Here is a 17088-nt window from a genome sequence, read left to right as displayed (position 1 = left end):
CACAATGAGTCTCTGATGAGTTTTGATACTGCAAAATATCCAACGCTGGCGCAGGCCGCTTCGGTACAAGAACTACGTTCGCTTCCTAAAGAGAGCCTGCCAAAACTCTGTGATGAGCTACGACAGTATTTACTCGACAGCGTCAGCCGCTCCAGCGGCCACTTTGCCTCCGGACTGGGCGTGGTAGAGCTGACCGTTGCCCTGCACTATGTCTATAACACGCCTTTTGATCATTTGATTTGGGACGTGGGTCACCAGGCCTATCCGCATAAAATTCTGACCGGCCGCCGCGATCGTATTGGCACTATCCGTCAGAAAAACGGCCTGCATCCGTTCCCATGGCGCGACGAAAGCGAATATGACGTGCTGAACGTCGGCCACTCCAGTACTTCGATCAGCGCCGGACTGGGCATGGCCGTTGCCGCAGAGAAAGAAGGCAAAGGCCGCCGCACCGCCTGCGTGATCGGCGACGGCGCCATCACGGCGGGCATGGCGTTCGAGGCGATGAACCACGCGGGCGATATCAAATCCGATCTGCTGGTCGTGCTGAACGACAACGAGATGTCGATTTCGGAAAACGTCGGCGCGCTGAACAACCGCCTGGCGCAAATCCTTTCCGGTAAAACCTACTCGAAGCTGCGCGAAGGCGGCAAAAAAGTGCTGACCGGCCTGCCGCCGATCAAAGAGCTGGTCAGACGCACCGAAGAGCATCTGAAAGGTATGGTGGTGCCCGGCACGCTGTTTGAAGAGCTGGGCTTTAACTATATTGGCCCGGTCGACGGCCACGACGTGCTGACGCTGGTGCAGACGCTGAAAAACATGCGCGATCTGAAAGGCCCGCAGTTCCTGCATATCATGACCAAAAAAGGCAAAGGCTACGCCCCTGCGGAGAAAGATCCGATTAGCTGGCACGCCGTACCGAAATTCGATCCGGCCAGCGGCCTGCTGCCGAAAGCGATCGAAGGTCTGCCGAGCTACTCGAAGATTTTCGGCCAGTGGCTGAGCGAAACCGCCGCCGATGACAACAAGCTGATGGCCGTTACGCCTGCCATGCGTGAAGGCTCCGGCATGGTCAGCTTTTCGCGCGACTATCCGGCGCAATATTTTGACGTGGCGATTGCCGAACAGCACGCCGTCACCTTTGCCGCCGGACTGGCGATTGGCGGCTATAAGCCCGTGGTCGCCATTTACTCGACGTTTTTGCAGCGCGCCTACGATCAGCTGATCCACGACGTAGCGATCCAGAAGCTGCCGGTGCTGTTTGCTATCGATCGCGGCGGCATCGTTGGCGCGGACGGTCAGACGCACCAGGGCGCTTTTGATATCTCGTTCCTGCGCTGCATTCCGAATATGGTGATCATGACGCCAAGCGACGAGAACGAATGCCGTCAGATGCTCTATACCGGCTATCACTATAGCGCTGGCCCAAGCGCGGTACGCTATCCTCGCGGCACCGGAACCGGCGCGGAGCTGCAGCCGTTGCAGTCGCTGCCGCTGGGCAAAGGCGTGGTGAAACGCGAAGGCGAGAAGCTGGCAATCCTGAACTTCGGCACGCTGCTGCCGGAAGCCGCCGCCGTCGCGGAATCGCTGAACGCCACGCTGGTGGATATGCGCTTTGTGAAACCGCTGGACGAGGCGCTGATCGTTGAGCTGGCCGCCAGCCACGAGGCGCTGATCACGCTGGAAGAAGGCGCGATTAAAGGCGGCGCGGGCAGCGGCGTGATTGAAGCGCTGATGGCGAAACGCGTGCTGGTGCCGGTGCTGAATATCGGCCTGCCGGATGAGTTTATTCCGCAGGGCACCCAGGAAGAGATCCGCCACGATTATCAGCTGGACGCCGAAGGCATCGAACAGCAGATTAAGCGCTGGCTGGCGCTGTAATACCGCACGAGGCTCCCCTTCCGGGGAGCCTGTACCTGCTATGCTTAGGCCTTTGCGCCTTTTTAACATCAGCAGGAGCACGCATGAAAACCCTTCCGTTAGGCAATACCGATCTCACCGTTTCCCGTTTGTGCCTGGGCTGTATGACCTATGGCGAACCCCAACGCGGCCGCCACGCCTGGACACTGCCTGAAGAGAGCAGCCGCCCGCTGATCAAACAGGCGCTGGACGCGGGCATTAACTTCTTCGATACCGCCAACAGCTATTCCGACGGCAGCAGCGAAGAGATTGTGGGCCGCGCATTGAAAGACTACGCGCGCCGCGAAGATATCGTGCTGGCGACCAAAGTCTACTTTCCGATGAGTAATCTTGCCGGCGGCCTTTCACGCGCCAGCATTATGCAGTCCATTGATGACAGTCTGACGCGCCTGGGCACCGACTACGTGGATTTATTGCAGATCCACCGCTGGGATTACAACACGCCGCTGGAAGAGACGCTGGAGGCGCTGCACGACGTGGTGAAGGCCGGGAAAGCGCGCTATATCGGCGCGTCTTCTATGTATGCCTGGCAGTTCGCCAAGGCGCTCTACACGGCGGATCGTCACGGCTGGACAAGGTTTGTCAGCATGCAGGATCAGTACAATCTGATCCAACGTGAGGAGGAGCGCGAAATGCACCCGCTCTGCCAGGCAGAAAATATCGCCGTGCTGCCGTGGAGCCCGCTGGCGCGCGGTCGCCTGACCCGTCCGTGGGGTGAAACCACCGCGCGCACCGCTTCCGACGAATACGGCAGCACGCTGTATGCCAGAAGCGAAGAGAACGACGGCGCGATTGCGCAGCGCGTGGCGGCTATTGCCGAAGCTCGCGGTGTGAGCCGTGCGCAGATAGCGCTGGCATGGCTGTTGGCAAAACCGGTGGTCACGTCGCCGATTATCGGCGCTTCACGCGCAGAGCAGCTGGCCGATCTGGTAAAAGCAGTGGATATTGAGCTGACGCAGGAAGAGATCGCGGAACTGGAAAGCGTTTATCAGCCGCATCACGTGGTGGGATTTGAATAAGCCGCGCCGCTGTTGCGCCAGGACTAAAGCATAAAGCAAAGAGGCCAGCTATGCTGGCCTCCTTTTTACACGGCTCGCTACAGCGCCAGATGGTGCCCGGCATAATAGAGAATACCGGCGGAAATAATGCCGGCGACAATATCATCTATCATAATGCCCATGCCCCCGTGGACGTTGCGGTCAAACCAGCGGATCGGCCACGGCTTCCACATATCCAGGATGCGGAAAATCACGAATCCGGCCAGCACCCACTGCCAGCTGTTCACCGGGATCGCCATCAGCGTGATCCACATACCGATAAACTCGTCCCAGACGATGCTGCCGTGGTCGTGCAGGCCCATATCTTTCGCGGTGCGATGGCAGAGATAAACGCCGATGCAGATGCCGAACATCACCAGCAGAGAGTAGATATCCGGCGGCAGAAACGACATCAGATACCAGAAAGGAATAGCCGCCAGCGATCCCATGGTGCCGGGCACCACCGGACTTAATCCGCTGCCAAAACCGGTTGCCAGCAGGTGCCAGGGATTGCTCATCTTCAGGCGTTTTTTCGCCTCGTGCTTATCCAAAGTGATCAAATCCTTTCAGTTTGCGCTCGACGGGCCGGTTGTTTTCCAGTAGCACCAGCCCTTCTGACTGCGGCGCCAGCTGACCTACACAGGTAAAAGGCACGCCATAATGCCCCAGCGCCACGTCCAGCGCGCCGCGATTGATTTCCGGGACGGTAAAGCAGAGTTCGTAGTCTTCACCGCCGCTCAGCGCCCAGCTGATTGCCTGCTCCGGGTCAAAATGGCTTTTCATCACCCCGGAAAGCGGCAGCGCATCCAGATGCAGACGAGCGCCGCAGCCGCTGGCTTTCAGGATATGCCCCAAATCGGAGATCAGCCCGTCGGAGATATCGATAGCGGCGCTGGCCAGGTCGCGCAGCGCCTGCCCTTGCAGAATGCGCGGCATCGGGCGCAAGTGGCGTTTGATTAAGGCTTCATGCGCGGCGGGATCGTTAATTTTGATATGGTGCTGCAACAGCGCCAGGCCTGCCGCGCTGTCGCCCAGCGTGCCGGTAACGTAAATCCAGTCGCCGGGCTTTGCGCCAGACCGCTTCAACGCCCTGCCCTGCGGCACCAGGCCGTGAATGCTCAGCGTCATGCTCAGCGGGCCGCGCGTGGTATCGCCGCCGATCAGCTGCATATTGTAATAATCCAGCAGTTCGAACAGGCTGTCGCTGAACTCTTTCAGCCAGGCTTCGTTTACCTCGGGCAGCGTCAGCGCCAGCGTCAGCCAGGCGGGATCGGCGCCCATTGCCGCCAAATCGCTGAGATTGACCGCCAGCGCTTTATAACCGAGATCGGCGGGATGGATGTCACGCAGAAAGTGTACGCCCGCTACCAGCGTATCGGTGCTGATCGCCAGCGTCTGTTTTTCGGGCAGGTTAAGCAGGGCGCAGTCATCGCCAATGCCTTTTTCCACATCACGACGAGAGCTAGTTATGCGATCAAAATAGCGCGTGATAAGTTCAAATTCGCCACATGCCATAATGCTTTCCAGCAGAAAAAAGGAAGAAGGCCGGATAAGACCGGCCTGAGAGGATTACTTCTTGTTGGGGCGGATATGCGGAGCGGCTTTATCCAGCACGCCGTTAACGAACTTGTGGCTGTCTTCAGCGCCAAACACTTTCGCCAGCTCAATCCCCTCGTTAATAGCCACTTTGTAGGGAACGTCGGAGCGCTTGCTCAGCTCGTACAGCGAAATGCGCAGAATCGCCTTCTCCACCTGACCCAGCTCTTCCAGCTGGCGGGAAAGGTAAGGCTTCATCAGGCCGTCAAGGTACGCGCTGTTGGTCGCAACGCCGCCCAGCAGCTCGCGGAAATAGCTGATATCAACGTCTTTGACGTCTTGCTCCGCCAGAAACTGGTATTCGACATCAGAGATGTCGTTCTTTGACAACTGCCAGGAGTAAAGCGCCTGGACAGCACATTCACGGGCGCGGCGACGAGCAGCAGGTTTCACAAAATTCCCCTTAAAATCAGGCTTTGATGGCTTTCAATACGTTAATCATTTCAAGTGCGGTCAGAGCGGCTTCCGCCCCTTTGTTACCCGCTTTGGTTCCGGCGCGCTCAATGGCCTGCTCGATGTTTTCCGTCGTCAGAACACCAAAGGCAACCGGAATATCGCTGTTCATAGCGACGCTGGCCAGGCCAGAACTGGCTTCGCCAGCAACATATTCGAAGTGGGCGGTGCCACCGCGGATCACGGTGCCCAGCGCCACAACCGCGTCGTATTTGCCGGCGTTCGCCAGCGCACGCGCCGTCATTGGCATTTCATAGGCGCCCGGCACCCAGATAACGGTGATGTTTTCATCTTTTACCTGGCCGATACGCTTCAGCGCATCAAGGGCACCGCTCAGCAGGCTGTCGTTGATAAAATTGTTGAAACGCGCAATAACAATGGCCACGCGCGCGTCAGGAGTAGCAACAGCAGCTTCAATAACGTTCATAATCTTCCTTTCAGGGTTTGTTATGGCCCCGCAGGGGGGCGGATTCTATCACACTCTTTAACGCTCTGCTTCCGCTTTTCTGCAGAGCGCTATCGCGGCGTCAGCGTCAGGCGCAAATCTGGCCCAACCTGACGACTATCGCTGAATATAAACGTCGGCGCTTCAGCAAGTTGTGCTAAAGCGGGCAGATGGCACAAACCGCGTGCCGCATCGCCCAATAATTTCGGCGCAAGATAAACGATCAGCTCATCAACCACGCCCGCGCTCAGCAGCGCACCGGAAAGCGCAGCGCCTGCTTCTACCCAGACGCTGTTGATCTGGCGGCGTCCCAGCAGCATCAGCAGGGAAACCAGATCGGTTTGCCCATTGAGGCGCGGCACGCAAAATTGTTGCACGTTATCCGGCCAGCTTAGCCCGTCGGGCTGCTGACGCGCCAGCCAGGTTTCCCCCGGCTGGGAAATCAGCCGATGCTGCGGCGTAACGCGATTGTGGCTGTCGATAACCACTCTGACCGGCTGGCGTAAATCCTGCTGCGCATAGATTGCGCGCACGTCCTGGTTCAGCTCGTCCCAGCGCACGGTCAGCGAGGGATCGTCCGCCCGCACCGTCGCGCTGGTGGTCAGGATCGCGGCGCTTTGCGCCCGCAGGCGCTGCACGTCGCGTCGCGCCTCTGGCGAGGTGATCCACTGGCTTTCGCCGCTTGCCATTGCCGTACGGCCATCCAGCGACGCGCCCAGCTTCAGCTGCACCCAGGGAAAGCCGGTGCGCATCCGCTTCAGAAAGCCGCGATTCAGCGCTTCCGCTTCCTGCATCATCAGCCCGTGGCTGACCTCGATACCGGCCTGCTGCAAGCGGTAAAGGCCGCGCCCCGCCACTTCCGGGTTGGGATCCTGCATGGCGGCGACGACTCGGGCTACGCCTGCGGCAATCAACGCCTCACAGCATGGCGGCGTGCGGCCATGGTGGCTACAGGGCTCCAGCGTGACGTAAGCCGTCGCGCCGCGCGCCTTTTCGCCAGCCATACGCAGAGCGTGAACTTCAGCATGGGGTTCGCCTGCGCGAAAATGGTAGCCTTCGCCGACAATCTCCCCGTCGCGTACAATAACGCAGCCTACGTTCGGATTGGGCGTTGTGGTAAAGCGTCCGCGCCTGGCCAGTTCAAGCGCGCGGGCCATATAGATTTCATCCATGCCTTAATCCTGTAAGCGGGCGATCTCTTCGCCGAATTCGCGGATATCTTCAAAGCTGCGGTAAACCGAGGCGAAGCGAATATAGGCCACCTTATCCAGCTTTTTCAGCTCGTCCATCACCAGATTGCCGATCATCTTGCTGGGTACTTCCCGTTCGCCGGTGGAGCGCAGCTTGCTTTTGATATGGCTGACGGCGTTTTCAACGTCGTCCGAGCTGACCGGCCGCTTCTCCAGCGCCTTCATGATGCCGCTGCACAGCTTGTCTTCATTGAAGGGCTCACGGATATCATTGCTTTTCACCACGCGCGGCATCACCAGCTCGGCCACTTCAAAAGTGGTGAAGCGTTCATGGCACACCAGGCACTGACGGCGACGGCGCACCGAGGTTCCTTCCCCCACAAGGCGGGAATCGATAACTTTGGTATCCACAGCAGAACAGAACGGGCAATGCATGATAATTCCTGGATCCTGGAAAAGTGAACACAGTGTAGCGCGAAGTGGCGAGCAACAAAATATCGGGTTGCCCTTCTTTCCCCCGCCGAATCGCTTTGTCTGGCATCTGACCAGGTATCTCCTCGTTCTTCCGCTATAATGAGAGAACGCTCAGGCGTAACTTTTTTAAAAACAAGGATTAGCCGGAGGAAATATGGGTTTATTTAACTTTGTAAAAGAAGCTGGCGAGAAGCTGTGGGATTCCGTAAGCGGCGCTGGTGAAGACCAGAGCGCGAAGCTGAAAGAATATATCCACAAGCTGGGCCTGCCGGGCAGCGACAAGGTGGACGTTAAGGTGGATGGCGATAAGGCCAGCATCAGCGGCGACAGCATTTCGCAAGAGCTGAAGGAAAAAATCCTGGTAGCGGCCGGTAACGTAGCCGGTATCACCCACGTTGAGGATAACGTGAAGGTGGCTGAAACCGCGACCGAAGCAAAATTCTATACGGTGAAGAAAGGCGACACGCTGAGCGCTATCTCGAAAGAAGTGTATGGCGATCCGAACAAGTACAATCAAATCTTTGAGGCTAACAAGCCGATGCTCTCCGATCCGAACAAGATCTATCCGGGTCAGACCTTACGCATTCCTCAGTAGGCAATTATGGCCGGATACCTGAAAAAGGCCTCGCTGCTGCCGCTGGTTGTTTTGCTGGCAAGCTGCGCCTCACCGCAGCAGCCGCAGATCAACAAGCTGCATAACCAGGTGGGCAAGCTCAACAATGAGATGCAGCAGCTTACCGAGCAGGCAACGGCGCTGACGCGGCAGAATATGCTTAACGGCAATTCTACCCAGGGCGCCTGGCTGCTGCCGGCCACCAATACGGCCGTGCCGCTGCAAAGCCAGCTGGGCGAGGTGAAGCTGTCGCTGAGCCATATAGAAAATGAAGCCAACGGCACGCGGGCGATGCTGCATATTCGCTCTGCCGGCGACAACAATCTGCCTGCGTTCAGCGCAACGGTAGAATGGGGCGAGCTGGATCCGACTACCGGCAAACCGCTACAGGTAAACAGCCAGAGCCAGACCTTCAGCGTGGCGGCCTCGTTGCTGCCTCGTAGCGAAGTCACGGTGCCGCTGCGCCTGAGCAATCTGCCGCCGGAACAGCTGGGCTATGTCCGGGTTCATGACGTTGTGGCCCAGACGAAACCATAAAAAAAGCGCCGCAGATGCGGCGCTTTTTATTTAACAGCGGAAAGCTTAAGGCAGAATCGAAGGCTGATCGGCGCCCTCTTTCTCCACTTTCTGCTGCAGCAGATGCTCGCGTTTCATCCCCAGTTTCAGCGCCAGCGCCGAAGCCACGTAGATAGATGAAATTGTCCCGATGGACACGCCGATTAGCATGGTCAGCGAGAAGCCTTCCAGCAGCGCGCCGCCAAAGATAAACAGCATCAGCACCACCACCAGCGTGGTGGCGGAGGTCATAATGGTACGGCTCAGCGTCTGCGTCAGCGAGACGTTGAAGATTTCGTAAGGCGTACCGCGACGGATCTTGCGGAAGTTCTCACGAATACGGTCCGATACCACGATGCTGTCGTTCAGCGAGTAACCGATAACCGACATCAGCGACGCAATAATGGTCAAATCAATCTCAATATGGAACAGAGAAAGAATGCCCATGGTGATAATCACGTCATGCGCCAGCGCCAGCACGGCGCCTAACGCCAGTCGCCACTCGAAGCGGAAACCGACGTAAACCAGGATGGCTATCAGCGCCACCAGCAGCGCCATGCCGCCGGTCTGCGCCAGATCGCTGCCCACGCTTGGGCCAACAAACTCAATGCGCTTCACGGTGCCGTTTTGCGCCGTCGCCTGATTGATAATGCTGACGACCTTGTTGCCCAGCTCCTGGCCCGCGTTGCCTTCGTGCGGCGACATACGCACCAGCACGTCGCGGCTGCTGCCGAAGTTCTGCACCTGCGGATCGGTAAAGCCCGCTTTCTCCAGCGCGCCGCGCAGGTTATCCAGCTCGGCCGGTTTCTCCAGGGTAATTTCAATCACCGTACCGCCGGTGAAATCCAGACCCCAGTTAAACCCTTTCAGGCCCATGATCGCAAATGAGGCGATCAGCAGCAGGCCGGAAAGAGTAAAGGCCAGCTTGTCCCAGCGCATAAAGTCATGGACTTTACGGCCGTAGTTCAGTTGTTCAACGCTATAGTCCTGTGCCACAACGCACTCCTCAAATAGACAGCTTGTTGATGCGTTTACCGCCGTACAGCAGGTTGACGATGGCGCGGGTACCGACAATAGCGGTAAACATAGAGGTCACTACACCGATAGCCGTGGTGATAGCGAAGCCTTTAATGGATCCCGTACCGACAGCATAAAGGATAATAGCCGTGATCAGCGTGGTGACGTTGGCGTCGATAATACTGGAGAACGCGCCGCTGTAGCCTTCATGGATCGCCTGCTGAACGGAGCGTCCGTTCTTCAGCTCTTCCTTGATACGTTCGTTAATCAGTACGTTAGCATCAACGGCGACCGCCAGCGTCAGCACGATACCGGCAATACCCGGCATGGTCAGCGTGGCGCCGGGCAGCAGAGACATAATCCCCACAATCAGCACCAGGTTTGCCACCAGCGCAGTGGTCGCAATCACGCCGAATTTACGGTAGTAAACCACCATAAACACGATAGAGGCGATCAGGCCCCACAGGCAGGCTTCCAGACCCTGAGTAATGTTTTGCGCGCCCATGGTTGGACCAATGGTGCGTTCTTCCACAATCTGGATTGGCGCAATCAGCGCGCCCGCACGCAGCAGCAGCGACAGCTGACGCGCTTCGTTTGGATTGCTGATGCCGGTGATGCGGAAGCTATTGCCCAGGCGAGACTGGATATTCGCGACGTTAATCACTTCTTCCTGCTTCGCCAGGATAGCGCGACCGTTGGCGTCTTTCTTACCGCTGTCTTTGTATTCCACAAACAGCGTTGCCATCGGCTTGCCGATATTATCCTTGGTGAAGTTGGACATGATGTTGCCGCCCGCGCTGTCCAGCGAGATGTTAACCTGTGCCTGGTTGTACTCATCCATGCTCGACGTCGAGTCAGTGATGTGATCACCGGTCAGGATCACGCGCTTGTACAGCGTTACCGGCTGGCCGTCGCGGGTATTTTTCACTTCGGAATCGCCCGGTACGCGGCCGTTGGCGGCAGCGGTAGGATCGACGGAGGTGTTAACCAGACGGAATTCCAGCGTGGCGGTCGCGCCCAGGATCTCTTTAGCACGCGCGGTATCCTGAATACCCGGCAGCTCGACCACGATGCGGTCAGCGCCCTGACGCTGCACCAGCGGTTCGGCAACGCCAAGCTGGTTCACGCGATTACGCAGGATAGTAATGTTCTGCTGAACCGCATATTCGCGCGCTTCACGCAGGCGGTCATCCGACATGACCGCACGCAGCAGGTTGCTGCCGCTGGCGTTGATCACCAGATCGCGATGGCGGCCGGTCAGATAGCTGACGGCGTCGTCACGCGCCTGTGCGTCACGGAAACGAATTTCCAGACCGTAGTTATCGGTTTTACGCACGTTGGTGTAGGGAATATTTTTGTCGCGCAGATCGCTTCTGAGGTTATCGATATTCTGCTCCTGGAGCTTGCCCAGGGCGGTATCCATATCGACTTCCATCAGGAAGTGCACGCCGCCGCGCAGATCGAGACCGAGTTTCATCGGTTCTGCGGCCAGCATACTCAGCCAGCCTGGCGTGGCTGGAGCAAGGTTGAGCGCGACAACGTAGTCTTCGCCCAGCGTTTTGATGATGGCGTCACGAGCGCGCAGCTGCACGTCGCCGTTAGCGAAGCGCGCCATGATAGCGCCGTTTTCCAGCGCAATGGATTTGCTCTGGATTTTCTCTTCTTTTAAAGCATTCTGGATCTGATTCAGCGTCTGTTCACTGGCGGCGCTTCCGCGCGCGCCGGTGATCTGAACAGCCGGATCCTCACCATACAGGTTGGGAAGCGCATAGAGCAGACCGACGATAAGCACGACGATCAGCATGATGTACTTCCACAAAGGATAACGGTTTAACACGGCAGTTCCCTTAGGGAAAACAAAAAATTACAGCGCCTTCATCGTACCTTTCGGCAGAACGGCAGCCACGAAATCACGTTTGACCACAACTTCCGTCGTCTCGTTCAGCGCGATAGCTACATAGCCGGTATCCGCCACTTTGGTTACGCGTCCGACCAGGCCGCCGGTGGTCAGCACTTCGTCACCCTTGCTGATGGAATCCATCAGTTTTTTATGCTCTTTGCTACGTTTCTGCTGTGGACGCAGGATCATGAAATAGAAGATCAGACCAAAAACCACCAGCATGATGACCAGCGAATACGGGCTTCCCTGTGCTGGCGCACCCGCAGCAGCCACTGCATCAGAAATGAACAAGCTCATTAATTTTCCCTCATTGATTAATTATCAGACGTTTAACGGCGGAACCGCTTTGCCCGTCCGCGCATAAAATTCGGTAACAAAGTGCTCTAATTTACCCTCTTCAATAGCCTTGCGTAAACCAGCCATCAGGCGCTGGTAGTAGCGCAGGTTATGAATAGTGTTAAGACGCGCACCCAGTATTTCGTTGCAACGATCCAGATGATACAAATAGGCGCGGCTATAGTTGCGACAGGTGTAGCAATCACACTCCGCATCCAGCGGCGCCGTATCATCTTTATATTTCGCGTTACGGATTTTCACCACGCCGTCAGTCACGAACAGGTGGCCGTTACGGGCATTGCGGGTAGGCATCACGCAGTCAAACATATCGATACCGCGACGTACGCCTTCAACCAGATCTTCCGGTTTGCCGACGCCCATCAGATAGCGCGGTTTGTCCTCAGGGATCTGCGGACAGACGTGCTCCAGAATACGGTGCATGTCCTCTTTCGGCTCGCCGACCGCCAGGCCGCCCACAGCGTAACCATCAAAGCCGATCTCTACCAGTCCTTTTACGGAGACATCTCGTAAATCTTCGTAAACGCCGCCCTGAATAATCCCGAACAGCGCGTTTTTATTTTCAAGCGAATCAAAGCGGTCGCGGCTGCGCTGCGCCCAACGCAGCGACATCTCCATCGAACGTTTGGCGTAATCCCAGTCGGCAGGATAAGGCGTGCATTCGTCGAAAATCATCACGATATCGGAACCGAGATCGTACTGGATCTCCATCGATTTTTCAGGATCGAGGAAGATCTTGTCGCCGTTAATCGGGTTGCGGAAATGCACGCCCGCTTCGGTGATTTTGCGAATGTCGCCCAGGCTGAACACCTGGAAACCGCCGGAGTCGGTCAGGATTGGCCCTTTCCACTGCATAAAGTCGTGCAGATCGCCATGCAGCTTCATGATCTCCTGGCCGGGACGCAGCCACAGATGGAAAGTGTTGCCGAGAATAATCTGCGCGCCGGTATCCTGCACTTCTTCCGGCGTCATGCCTTTTACGGTGCCGTAGGTGCCCACAGGCATAAAGGCCGGGGTTTCCACCACGCCGCGATCGAAAACCAGACGGCCACGGCGCGCGCGCCCATCAGTAGTATCTAATTCAAACTTCACGTTGCCTCCATCAGAGAAACAGTCTGATGCTTAAGAGTTGACCTGCGCCCTGGTCGGGCGCAGGCGTCGCAACCGGACAAAGCCGGTTATGGCATTATTTACCGACCTGCTCGTTTATCGCCTGCGGATTGCGGGTGATAAACATCGCGTCGCCATAGCTGAAGAAGCGATACTTCTCCGCCACCGCCTGCTCGTAAGCGTGCATGGTGTGACGGTAGCCCGCGAAAGCGGAAACCAGCATAATCAGCGTCGATTCCGGCAGATGGAAATTGGTGACCAGCGCATCAATAACCTGATACTCATAGCCGGGATAAATAAAAATTTTGGTGTCGTCGAAGAACGGCGCAATCAACGCGTCTTTGGCCGCCGCCGCTGCGCTCTCCAGCGAGCGCACGGAAGTTGTGCCTACGGCGACGACACGGTTGCCGCGCGCTTTGCACGCCAGCACCGCATCCACCACTTCCTGCGGAACCTCAGCATACTCGGCGTGCATAATATGATCTTCAATGCTGTCCACGCGTACCGGCTGGAACGTGCCCGCGCCGACGTGCAGCGTAACGAAAGCGGTTTCAATCCCTTTCGCCCGCAGCGCTTCCAGCATAGGTTCGTCAAAATGCAGGCCAGCAGTAGGCGCAGCCACCGCGCCGGGACGTTCGCTGTAAACAGTCTGGTAAAGCTCGCGATCCGCGTCTTCGTCAGGACGATCGATATAAGGCGGCAGCGGCATATGGCCGACGGCGTCCAGAATATCCAGCACGGCGCGTTCGTCGTCGAAATGCAGCTCAAAGAGCGCGTCGTGACGGGCAACCATCGTCGCTTTGACGCTTTCGTCGTCGCCAAGCAGCAGCTCGGCGCCCGCTTTCGGCGCTTTAGAGGCGCGAATATGGGCCAGCACGCGATGCTCGTCCAGCATCCGTTCAACCAGCACTTCGATTTTGCCGCCGCTGGCTTTACGTCCGAAAATACGCGCCGGGATCACGCGCGTATTGTTAAAAACCAGCAGGTCGCCCGGATTGAGCAAATCCAGTAAATCGGTGAACACCCCGTGGGTCAGCGCGCCGTCCGGGCCGTTAAGGCACAGCAGACGGCATCCGCTGCGCTGGGCCTGCGGATAGTGGGCAATCAAAGATTCGGGCAACTCAAAAGAAAAATCGGCAACGCGCATGGTCATTCACAGTCAGGGAAATCAGGGCGCACATTCTAGCTGAAAACCCGCCAATTCTGAACCATTCGCCGCATCTATCGGTTAAACCGTCCGCCAACGGGCGTCGATGCGCTCTGCACGCCACTATCAACGGTATCCCGACACGTCAGAAGCCGATATACTGCCGCGATGAACTTTCTCGCTCACCTTCATCTGGCGCGGCTGGCCAACAGCTCCCTGCTCGGCAACCTGATGGCTGACTTCGTGCGCGGCAATCCGCGTGACGTCTGGCCTGATAACGTTGCCGCCGGCATTTTGCTGCACCGACGCGTTGACGTCATGACCGACGCCCTGCCGGAAGTCCGGGTCGCACGCGGTTTTTTCCGCCCCGAAACCTATCGCGTATCGCCTATCGCGCTGGACGTCATCTGGGATCACTTTTTATCCCGTCATTGGGATGAGATCGTGCCGGAAACGGCCTTACCGGATTTTTTACGTCAGGCGCGGGCGGAGATCGGCCCGCACCTTGCCACCACGCCGGAGCGTTTCCAGCATCTGAATCGCTATCTGTGGACGGATCGCTGGATGGAAAAGTATGCGGAAGCGCCCTATTTGCAAAACGTGCTGACCGGGATGGCCAGCCGCCGTCCTCGCCTGGCCGCGCTGGCAGATTGCTATCAGGATTTTGTTGATAATTATCAACAGCTCGACGCTGTTTTCCGGCAGTTTTATCCGCAGATGATGGCAAAAGCCCGCCAGCAGTTACTGTAGCCACGATTGCCGCTTGCCCTTTTGCTGAAAAAGGTTATTGTTGGCGAACACATTGAATAAAAAAGCTTTTTGATAGGTAAAGCCTATCAGAGAAATCGGCGGTTATCGCTGGTTTACAACGCTATCCCGCCCCATACTGGCGGCCGTTTCCCTTAATTTATCCTTACAGGAGTGACTATGGTTCTCGTAACTCGTCAGGCCCCTGATTTCACCGCCGCAGCCGTGCTGGGCAACGGTGAAATCGTAGAAAACTTTAACTTTAAAAAACACACCGCTGGTAAAGCCACCGTTGTGTTCTTTTGGCCAATGGACTTCACTTTTGTTTGCCCTTCTGAGCTGATCGCTTTCGACAAGCGTTATGAAGAATTCCAGAAGCGCGGCGTGGAAGTGGTCGGCGTCTCTTTCGACTCCGAGTTCGTTCACAACGCATGGCGTAAGACCCCAATCGATAAAGGCGGCATCGGCGAAGTAAAATACGCGATGGTTGCGGATATCAAACGTGAAATCCAGAAAGCCTACGGCATCGAGCATCCGGATGCAGGCGTTGCGCTGCGCGGCTCTTTCCTGATCGACAAAGCCGGTGTGGTTCGCCACCAGGTTGTTAACGATCTGCCGCTGGGCCGTAACGTTGATGAAATGCTGCGTATGGTTGACGCGCTGCAGTTCCACGAAGAGCACGGCGAAGTGTGCCCGGCTCAGTGGGAAAAAGGCAAAGAAGGCATGGGCGCTTCTCCGGACGGCGTAGCGAAATACCTGTCTGAGAACGCTGGCAAGCTGTAATATCTTTTTGCAGACTGCTGAATAAAGCTCGCTTCGGCGAGCTTTTTTTATGAGGGCAATTCAGGCGGCTTAAGCTTTTGATGCGGGCGCACCAGGTTAAATATACAGCACGCCGCGGCGGGCTGTGATAGTCTGTTTACCAGTACAGTTCAAAGAGGGAAGAGAGTGCCCAAAAAAGAGCAGGCGTATTCTTCAGAAATCTGTGCCCTCATCGGCAGAGCCGTAGCAGAGCTGCTGGAAAGCGGCGAACCGGTAGGACGACATAACATCCTGATTAGACTTCAGATCCACAGCGCACAAGCTACAGACGAAAACATGAAGGCCGCTATTCAACGCGCTTTCCGATCGATACTCGACCGCTTCCATTAACCCCTTATAGTCCCTGCACAACCCCTTTTTTCAACTGTCCCAGGCAGCAGGCTTCGGCTATGGCTTTTTACCGATCTGCATAAGCCGCCTGGGATGTGGGTGAAGGTTATGCGTCGTCAGGCGTGCGGGCCACCACCACTTCCAGCGCCTGGCGGAAGATATCCAGCTGGACGACATCAGAGGTGTTTTCCAGCTTTTCAATCAGCTTCAGGATAATCGCTTTGTTCGTTACGTAGCCACCGGCTGCCGCAATTTCTCTGATCACGGCGCCGATAACTTTGGTTTCCTGAGCCAGTAAATCACCTTCTCCCTGAAAATGTTCAAGGATGCCCGGCTCTGAAGAGTGCTGCTGCATAGTATTCGCCTTTATAAAGGGCGGGATATCCCCACCTGAATTGACTCAATGTTTTTTGGTGCCGTCCGGCGGGCCTTCGCTGGTAAAAAGGTGCGTCACGTTATCCACGTCTCGAATTTCGTGCGTATAGCGATTGTTACCAGTCTTTATATTATTTCTGACATCGATAATAGCCTGTTTGCAGGCACGGTGCCTGGCAGCGCTTTTTTCCACGGCGGCCATCGCCTGCAGCTGACGGATCAGCGCGGCGTTATTGATGGTAGCATCGGTTTTTAACAGCACCAGTACGGCCTCACCCAGCACTATATCAATCAGTTTTTCATCGTCATTTCTGTACATACCAGCTTCTCTGTATCAGTGATGTGGGCACATAAATAGCCACAGTTCCCGGAAGTAACCCTGGGAGGCAGCAGGTTTGCCAACCACCGCCGATCAAAGGGCCAGGCGGGAAAGCAGGCCGGGCCGAGCAGAAAAGTTAGGACGTCTGGTAATCATCATCCAGGCTTTGAAACTCAGTCCTCACGGCCAAACAACATGCCTATCAGCTCGTGATAATGCTTTTCCTGTTCCGCATCGGAGGCCAGTTCAAGCCGCCTCAGCAGTTTAGAACAGATCGCCTTGCGGTTAATATTTTTACCCGAACGCAGAATCTCCACCACGATCTGCCCCAACGTTTCCTGTTGAGAGGGCATCATCGCTTCACTGAAGTAGCGACTGATATCACCTTCAGTTTTCGGGTTAAATCCATCCTGACGCATACAGCCCCCTTCAGTTGGTAGGTTAAAACGTGTTTAAATAATTCTGCGCTTAAGTTAACCAGTTTCGGCAAATGTGTACAGCTATTTTGAAGTTGTACAAGCCGATTTCTTGTAGCAAAAAGTGCGGCCCGCAGTGTAATACTCTGTCAGCCTGTTTTTTGAGAGGGATATTCAGGTGTTATAGCAGGTGAAGCTGCGTTTTTCGCTCCCTACAGATTGAATAGTCACCAGGATGCTTTTGGCAGCACGAATCTTTAAGGATGTA

20 protein-coding genes are annotated in these 17088 nt (G+C 56.4%); 6 read left to right on the top strand and 14 right to left on the bottom strand.

Translation table 11 applies throughout. The features are described 5' to 3' along the window. Nucleotides 1-15: 15 nt before the first annotated feature. Together dxs and AB3U87_RS07840 are read left to right on the top strand one after the other, a co-directional pair. Entirely contained in the window at nucleotides 16-1881 is a 1866-nt protein-coding gene (gene dxs / locus AB3U87_RS07845) for a 1-deoxy-D-xylulose-5-phosphate synthase (protein ID WP_253455070.1), read from the top strand. Between the two features lie 83 nt (nucleotides 1882-1964). After that, the gene (locus AB3U87_RS07840; RefSeq protein ID WP_253455071.1) at nucleotides 1965-2939 is read left to right on the top strand and encodes an aldo/keto reductase; all 975 of its coding nucleotides are present in this window, start codon (nucleotides 1965-1967) and stop codon (nucleotides 2937-2939) included. Nucleotides 2940-3016: 77 nt separating this feature from the next. Here AB3U87_RS07840 and pgpA read toward each other — a convergent pair whose 3' ends face one another. From pgpA to nrdR, 6 genes are all read right to left on the bottom strand, one after another. After that, nucleotides 3017-3517: a phosphatidylglycerophosphatase A gene (gene pgpA, locus AB3U87_RS07835; RefSeq protein ID WP_253455072.1), complete on the bottom strand. Its 501-nt coding sequence runs from the start codon at nucleotides 3515-3517 to the stop codon at nucleotides 3017-3019. After that, on the bottom strand, nucleotides 3501-4472 hold the full coding sequence (gene thiL / locus AB3U87_RS07830) for a thiamine-phosphate kinase (RefSeq protein ID WP_301252317.1): 972 nt from the start codon (nucleotides 4470-4472) through the stop codon (nucleotides 3501-3503). The genes pgpA and thiL overlap by 17 nt, the downstream gene beginning before the upstream one ends. Before the next feature lie 54 nt (nucleotides 4473-4526). Further along, nucleotides 4527-4946 (bottom strand): transcription antitermination factor NusB, encoded by a 420-nt coding sequence (gene nusB / locus AB3U87_RS07825; RefSeq protein ID WP_125288408.1) that lies wholly within the window; start codon nucleotides 4944-4946, stop codon nucleotides 4527-4529. A 16-nt stretch (nucleotides 4947-4962) separates the two neighbouring features. Beyond that, complete coding sequence (gene ribH / locus AB3U87_RS07820) at nucleotides 4963-5433, bottom strand: 6,7-dimethyl-8-ribityllumazine synthase (RefSeq protein WP_125288407.1); 471 nt, start codon at nucleotides 5431-5433, stop codon at nucleotides 4963-4965. Between the two features lie 89 nt (nucleotides 5434-5522). Continuing rightward, the gene (gene ribD / locus AB3U87_RS07815) at nucleotides 5523-6623 is read right to left on the bottom strand and encodes a bifunctional diaminohydroxyphosphoribosylaminopyrimidine deaminase/5-amino-6-(5-phosphoribosylamino)uracil reductase RibD (RefSeq protein ID WP_253455074.1); all 1101 of its coding nucleotides are present in this window, start codon (nucleotides 6621-6623) and stop codon (nucleotides 5523-5525) included. Nucleotides 6624-6626: 3 nt separating this feature from the next. Then, nucleotides 6627-7076 carry a transcriptional regulator NrdR gene (gene nrdR, locus AB3U87_RS07810; protein ID WP_125288405.1) on the bottom strand — a complete coding sequence of 150 codons (450 nt, stop codon included), beginning with the start codon at nucleotides 7074-7076 and terminating at the stop codon, nucleotides 6627-6629. A gap of 193 nt (nucleotides 7077-7269) precedes the next feature. Between nrdR and lysM the strand changes: the two genes are divergently transcribed. Both lysM and AB3U87_RS07800 read left to right on the top strand, forming a co-directional pair. Beyond that, nucleotides 7270-7710, top strand: coding sequence for a peptidoglycan-binding protein LysM (gene lysM / locus AB3U87_RS07805; protein ID WP_125288404.1), 441 nt, complete (start codon nucleotides 7270-7272; stop codon nucleotides 7708-7710). A 6-nt stretch (nucleotides 7711-7716) separates the two neighbouring features. Then, a complete protein-coding gene (locus tag AB3U87_RS07800) occupies nucleotides 7717-8265 on the top strand; it encodes a SadB/YajI family lipoprotein (protein ID WP_253455076.1) in 549 nt (182 codons plus the stop codon). Between the two features lie 45 nt (nucleotides 8266-8310). Here AB3U87_RS07800 and secF read toward each other — a convergent pair whose 3' ends face one another. From secF to queA, 5 genes are all read right to left on the bottom strand, one after another. Continuing rightward, nucleotides 8311-9279, bottom strand: coding sequence for a protein translocase subunit SecF (gene secF, locus AB3U87_RS07795; RefSeq protein WP_253455077.1), 969 nt, complete (start codon nucleotides 9277-9279; stop codon nucleotides 8311-8313). Between the two features lie 10 nt (nucleotides 9280-9289). Next, a complete protein-coding gene (gene secD, locus AB3U87_RS07790; protein ID WP_301252315.1) occupies nucleotides 9290-11137 on the bottom strand; it encodes a protein translocase subunit SecD in 1848 nt (615 codons plus the stop codon). A 27-nt stretch (nucleotides 11138-11164) separates the two neighbouring features. Continuing rightward, nucleotides 11165-11497: a preprotein translocase subunit YajC gene (gene yajC, locus AB3U87_RS07785; protein WP_125288400.1), complete on the bottom strand. Its 333-nt coding sequence runs from the start codon at nucleotides 11495-11497 to the stop codon at nucleotides 11165-11167. A gap of 24 nt (nucleotides 11498-11521) precedes the next feature. After that, complete coding sequence (gene tgt / locus AB3U87_RS07780; RefSeq protein WP_125288399.1) at nucleotides 11522-12646, bottom strand: tRNA guanosine(34) transglycosylase Tgt; 1125 nt, start codon at nucleotides 12644-12646, stop codon at nucleotides 11522-11524. 94 nt (nucleotides 12647-12740) lie between these two features. Further along, nucleotides 12741-13811, bottom strand: coding sequence for a tRNA preQ1(34) S-adenosylmethionine ribosyltransferase-isomerase QueA (queA, locus tag AB3U87_RS07775; RefSeq protein WP_301252336.1), 1071 nt, complete (start codon nucleotides 13809-13811; stop codon nucleotides 12741-12743). Nucleotides 13812-13979: 168 nt separating this feature from the next. Here queA and AB3U87_RS07770 point away from each other — a divergent pair, with 168 nt between their 5' ends. Together AB3U87_RS07770 and AB3U87_RS07765 are read left to right on the top strand one after the other, a co-directional pair. Further along, a complete protein-coding gene (locus AB3U87_RS07770; protein WP_369896329.1) occupies nucleotides 13980-14561 on the top strand; it encodes an ACP phosphodiesterase in 582 nt (193 codons plus the stop codon). A 177-nt stretch (nucleotides 14562-14738) separates the two neighbouring features. Continuing rightward, on the top strand, nucleotides 14739-15341 hold the full coding sequence (locus AB3U87_RS07765) for a peroxiredoxin C (protein ID WP_125288397.1): 603 nt from the start codon (nucleotides 14739-14741) through the stop codon (nucleotides 15339-15341). A 475-nt stretch (nucleotides 15342-15816) separates the two neighbouring features. On the opposite strand, the gene AB3U87_RS07760 is transcribed toward AB3U87_RS07765, so the two are convergent. The 3 genes from AB3U87_RS07760 to ycgZ all read right to left on the bottom strand — a co-directional run bounded on the left by AB3U87_RS07760 (nucleotide 15817) and on the right by ycgZ (nucleotide 16823). After that, a complete protein-coding gene (locus AB3U87_RS07760) occupies nucleotides 15817-16065 on the bottom strand; it encodes a biofilm/acid-resistance regulator YmgB/AriR (protein WP_125288395.1) in 249 nt (82 codons plus the stop codon). 45 nt (nucleotides 16066-16110) lie between these two features. After that, nucleotides 16111-16404 carry a hypothetical protein gene (locus tag AB3U87_RS07755; RefSeq protein ID WP_253455080.1) on the bottom strand — a complete coding sequence of 98 codons (294 nt, stop codon included), beginning with the start codon at nucleotides 16402-16404 and terminating at the stop codon, nucleotides 16111-16113. A gap of 173 nt (nucleotides 16405-16577) precedes the next feature. After that, nucleotides 16578-16823, bottom strand: coding sequence for a regulatory protein YcgZ (gene ycgZ / locus AB3U87_RS07750; RefSeq protein WP_253455081.1), 246 nt, complete (start codon nucleotides 16821-16823; stop codon nucleotides 16578-16580). Nucleotides 16824-17088 lie beyond the last annotated feature (265 nt).

This window comes from Erwinia plantamica (genome assembly GCF_043420595.1).
Taxonomy (GTDB): domain Bacteria; phylum Pseudomonadota; class Gammaproteobacteria; order Enterobacterales; family Enterobacteriaceae; genus Erwinia; species Erwinia aeris.
The sequence above is the reverse complement of the archived record's forward strand: the minus strand, read 5'-3'. Positions and strand labels throughout refer to the sequence as shown.

What these genes read in the sequence shown, in the direction of transcription:
- dxs (WP_253455070.1), top strand. Translation starts at nt 16, where the DNA reads ATGAGTTTTGATACTGCAAAATATCCAACGCTGGCGCAGGCCGCTTCG.
- AB3U87_RS07840 (WP_253455071.1), top strand. Translation starts at nt 1,965, where the DNA reads ATGAAAACCCTTCCGTTAGGCAATACCGATCTCACCGTTTCCCGTTTG.
- thiL (WP_301252317.1), bottom strand. Translation starts at nt 4,472, where the DNA reads ATGGCATGTGGCGAATTTGAACTTATCACGCGCTATTTTGATCGCATA.
- ribH (WP_125288407.1), bottom strand. Translation starts at nt 5,433, where the DNA reads ATGAACGTTATTGAAGCTGCTGTTGCTACTCCTGACGCGCGCGTGGCC.
- ribD (WP_253455074.1), bottom strand. Translation starts at nt 6,623, where the DNA reads ATGGATGAAATCTATATGGCCCGCGCGCTTGAACTGGCCAGGCGCGGA.
- nrdR (WP_125288405.1), bottom strand. Translation starts at nt 7,076, where the DNA reads ATGCATTGCCCGTTCTGTTCTGCTGTGGATACCAAAGTTATCGATTCC.
- lysM (WP_125288404.1), top strand. Translation starts at nt 7,270, where the DNA reads ATGGGTTTATTTAACTTTGTAAAAGAAGCTGGCGAGAAGCTGTGGGAT.
- AB3U87_RS07800 (WP_253455076.1), top strand. Translation starts at nt 7,717, where the DNA reads ATGGCCGGATACCTGAAAAAGGCCTCGCTGCTGCCGCTGGTTGTTTTG.
- yajC (WP_125288400.1), bottom strand. Translation starts at nt 11,497, where the DNA reads ATGAGCTTGTTCATTTCTGATGCAGTGGCTGCTGCGGGTGCGCCAGCA.
- queA (WP_301252336.1), bottom strand. Translation starts at nt 13,811, where the DNA reads ATGCGCGTTGCCGATTTTTCTTTTGAGTTGCCCGAATCTTTGATTGCC.
- AB3U87_RS07770 (WP_369896329.1), top strand. Translation starts at nt 13,980, where the DNA reads ATGAACTTTCTCGCTCACCTTCATCTGGCGCGGCTGGCCAACAGCTCC.
- AB3U87_RS07765 (WP_125288397.1), top strand. Translation starts at nt 14,739, where the DNA reads ATGGTTCTCGTAACTCGTCAGGCCCCTGATTTCACCGCCGCAGCCGTG.
- AB3U87_RS07760 (WP_125288395.1), bottom strand. Translation starts at nt 16,065, where the DNA reads ATGCAGCAGCACTCTTCAGAGCCGGGCATCCTTGAACATTTTCAGGGA.
- AB3U87_RS07755 (WP_253455080.1), bottom strand. Translation starts at nt 16,404, where the DNA reads ATGTACAGAAATGACGATGAAAAACTGATTGATATAGTGCTGGGTGAG.
- ycgZ (WP_253455081.1), bottom strand. Translation starts at nt 16,823, where the DNA reads ATGCGTCAGGATGGATTTAACCCGAAAACTGAAGGTGATATCAGTCGC.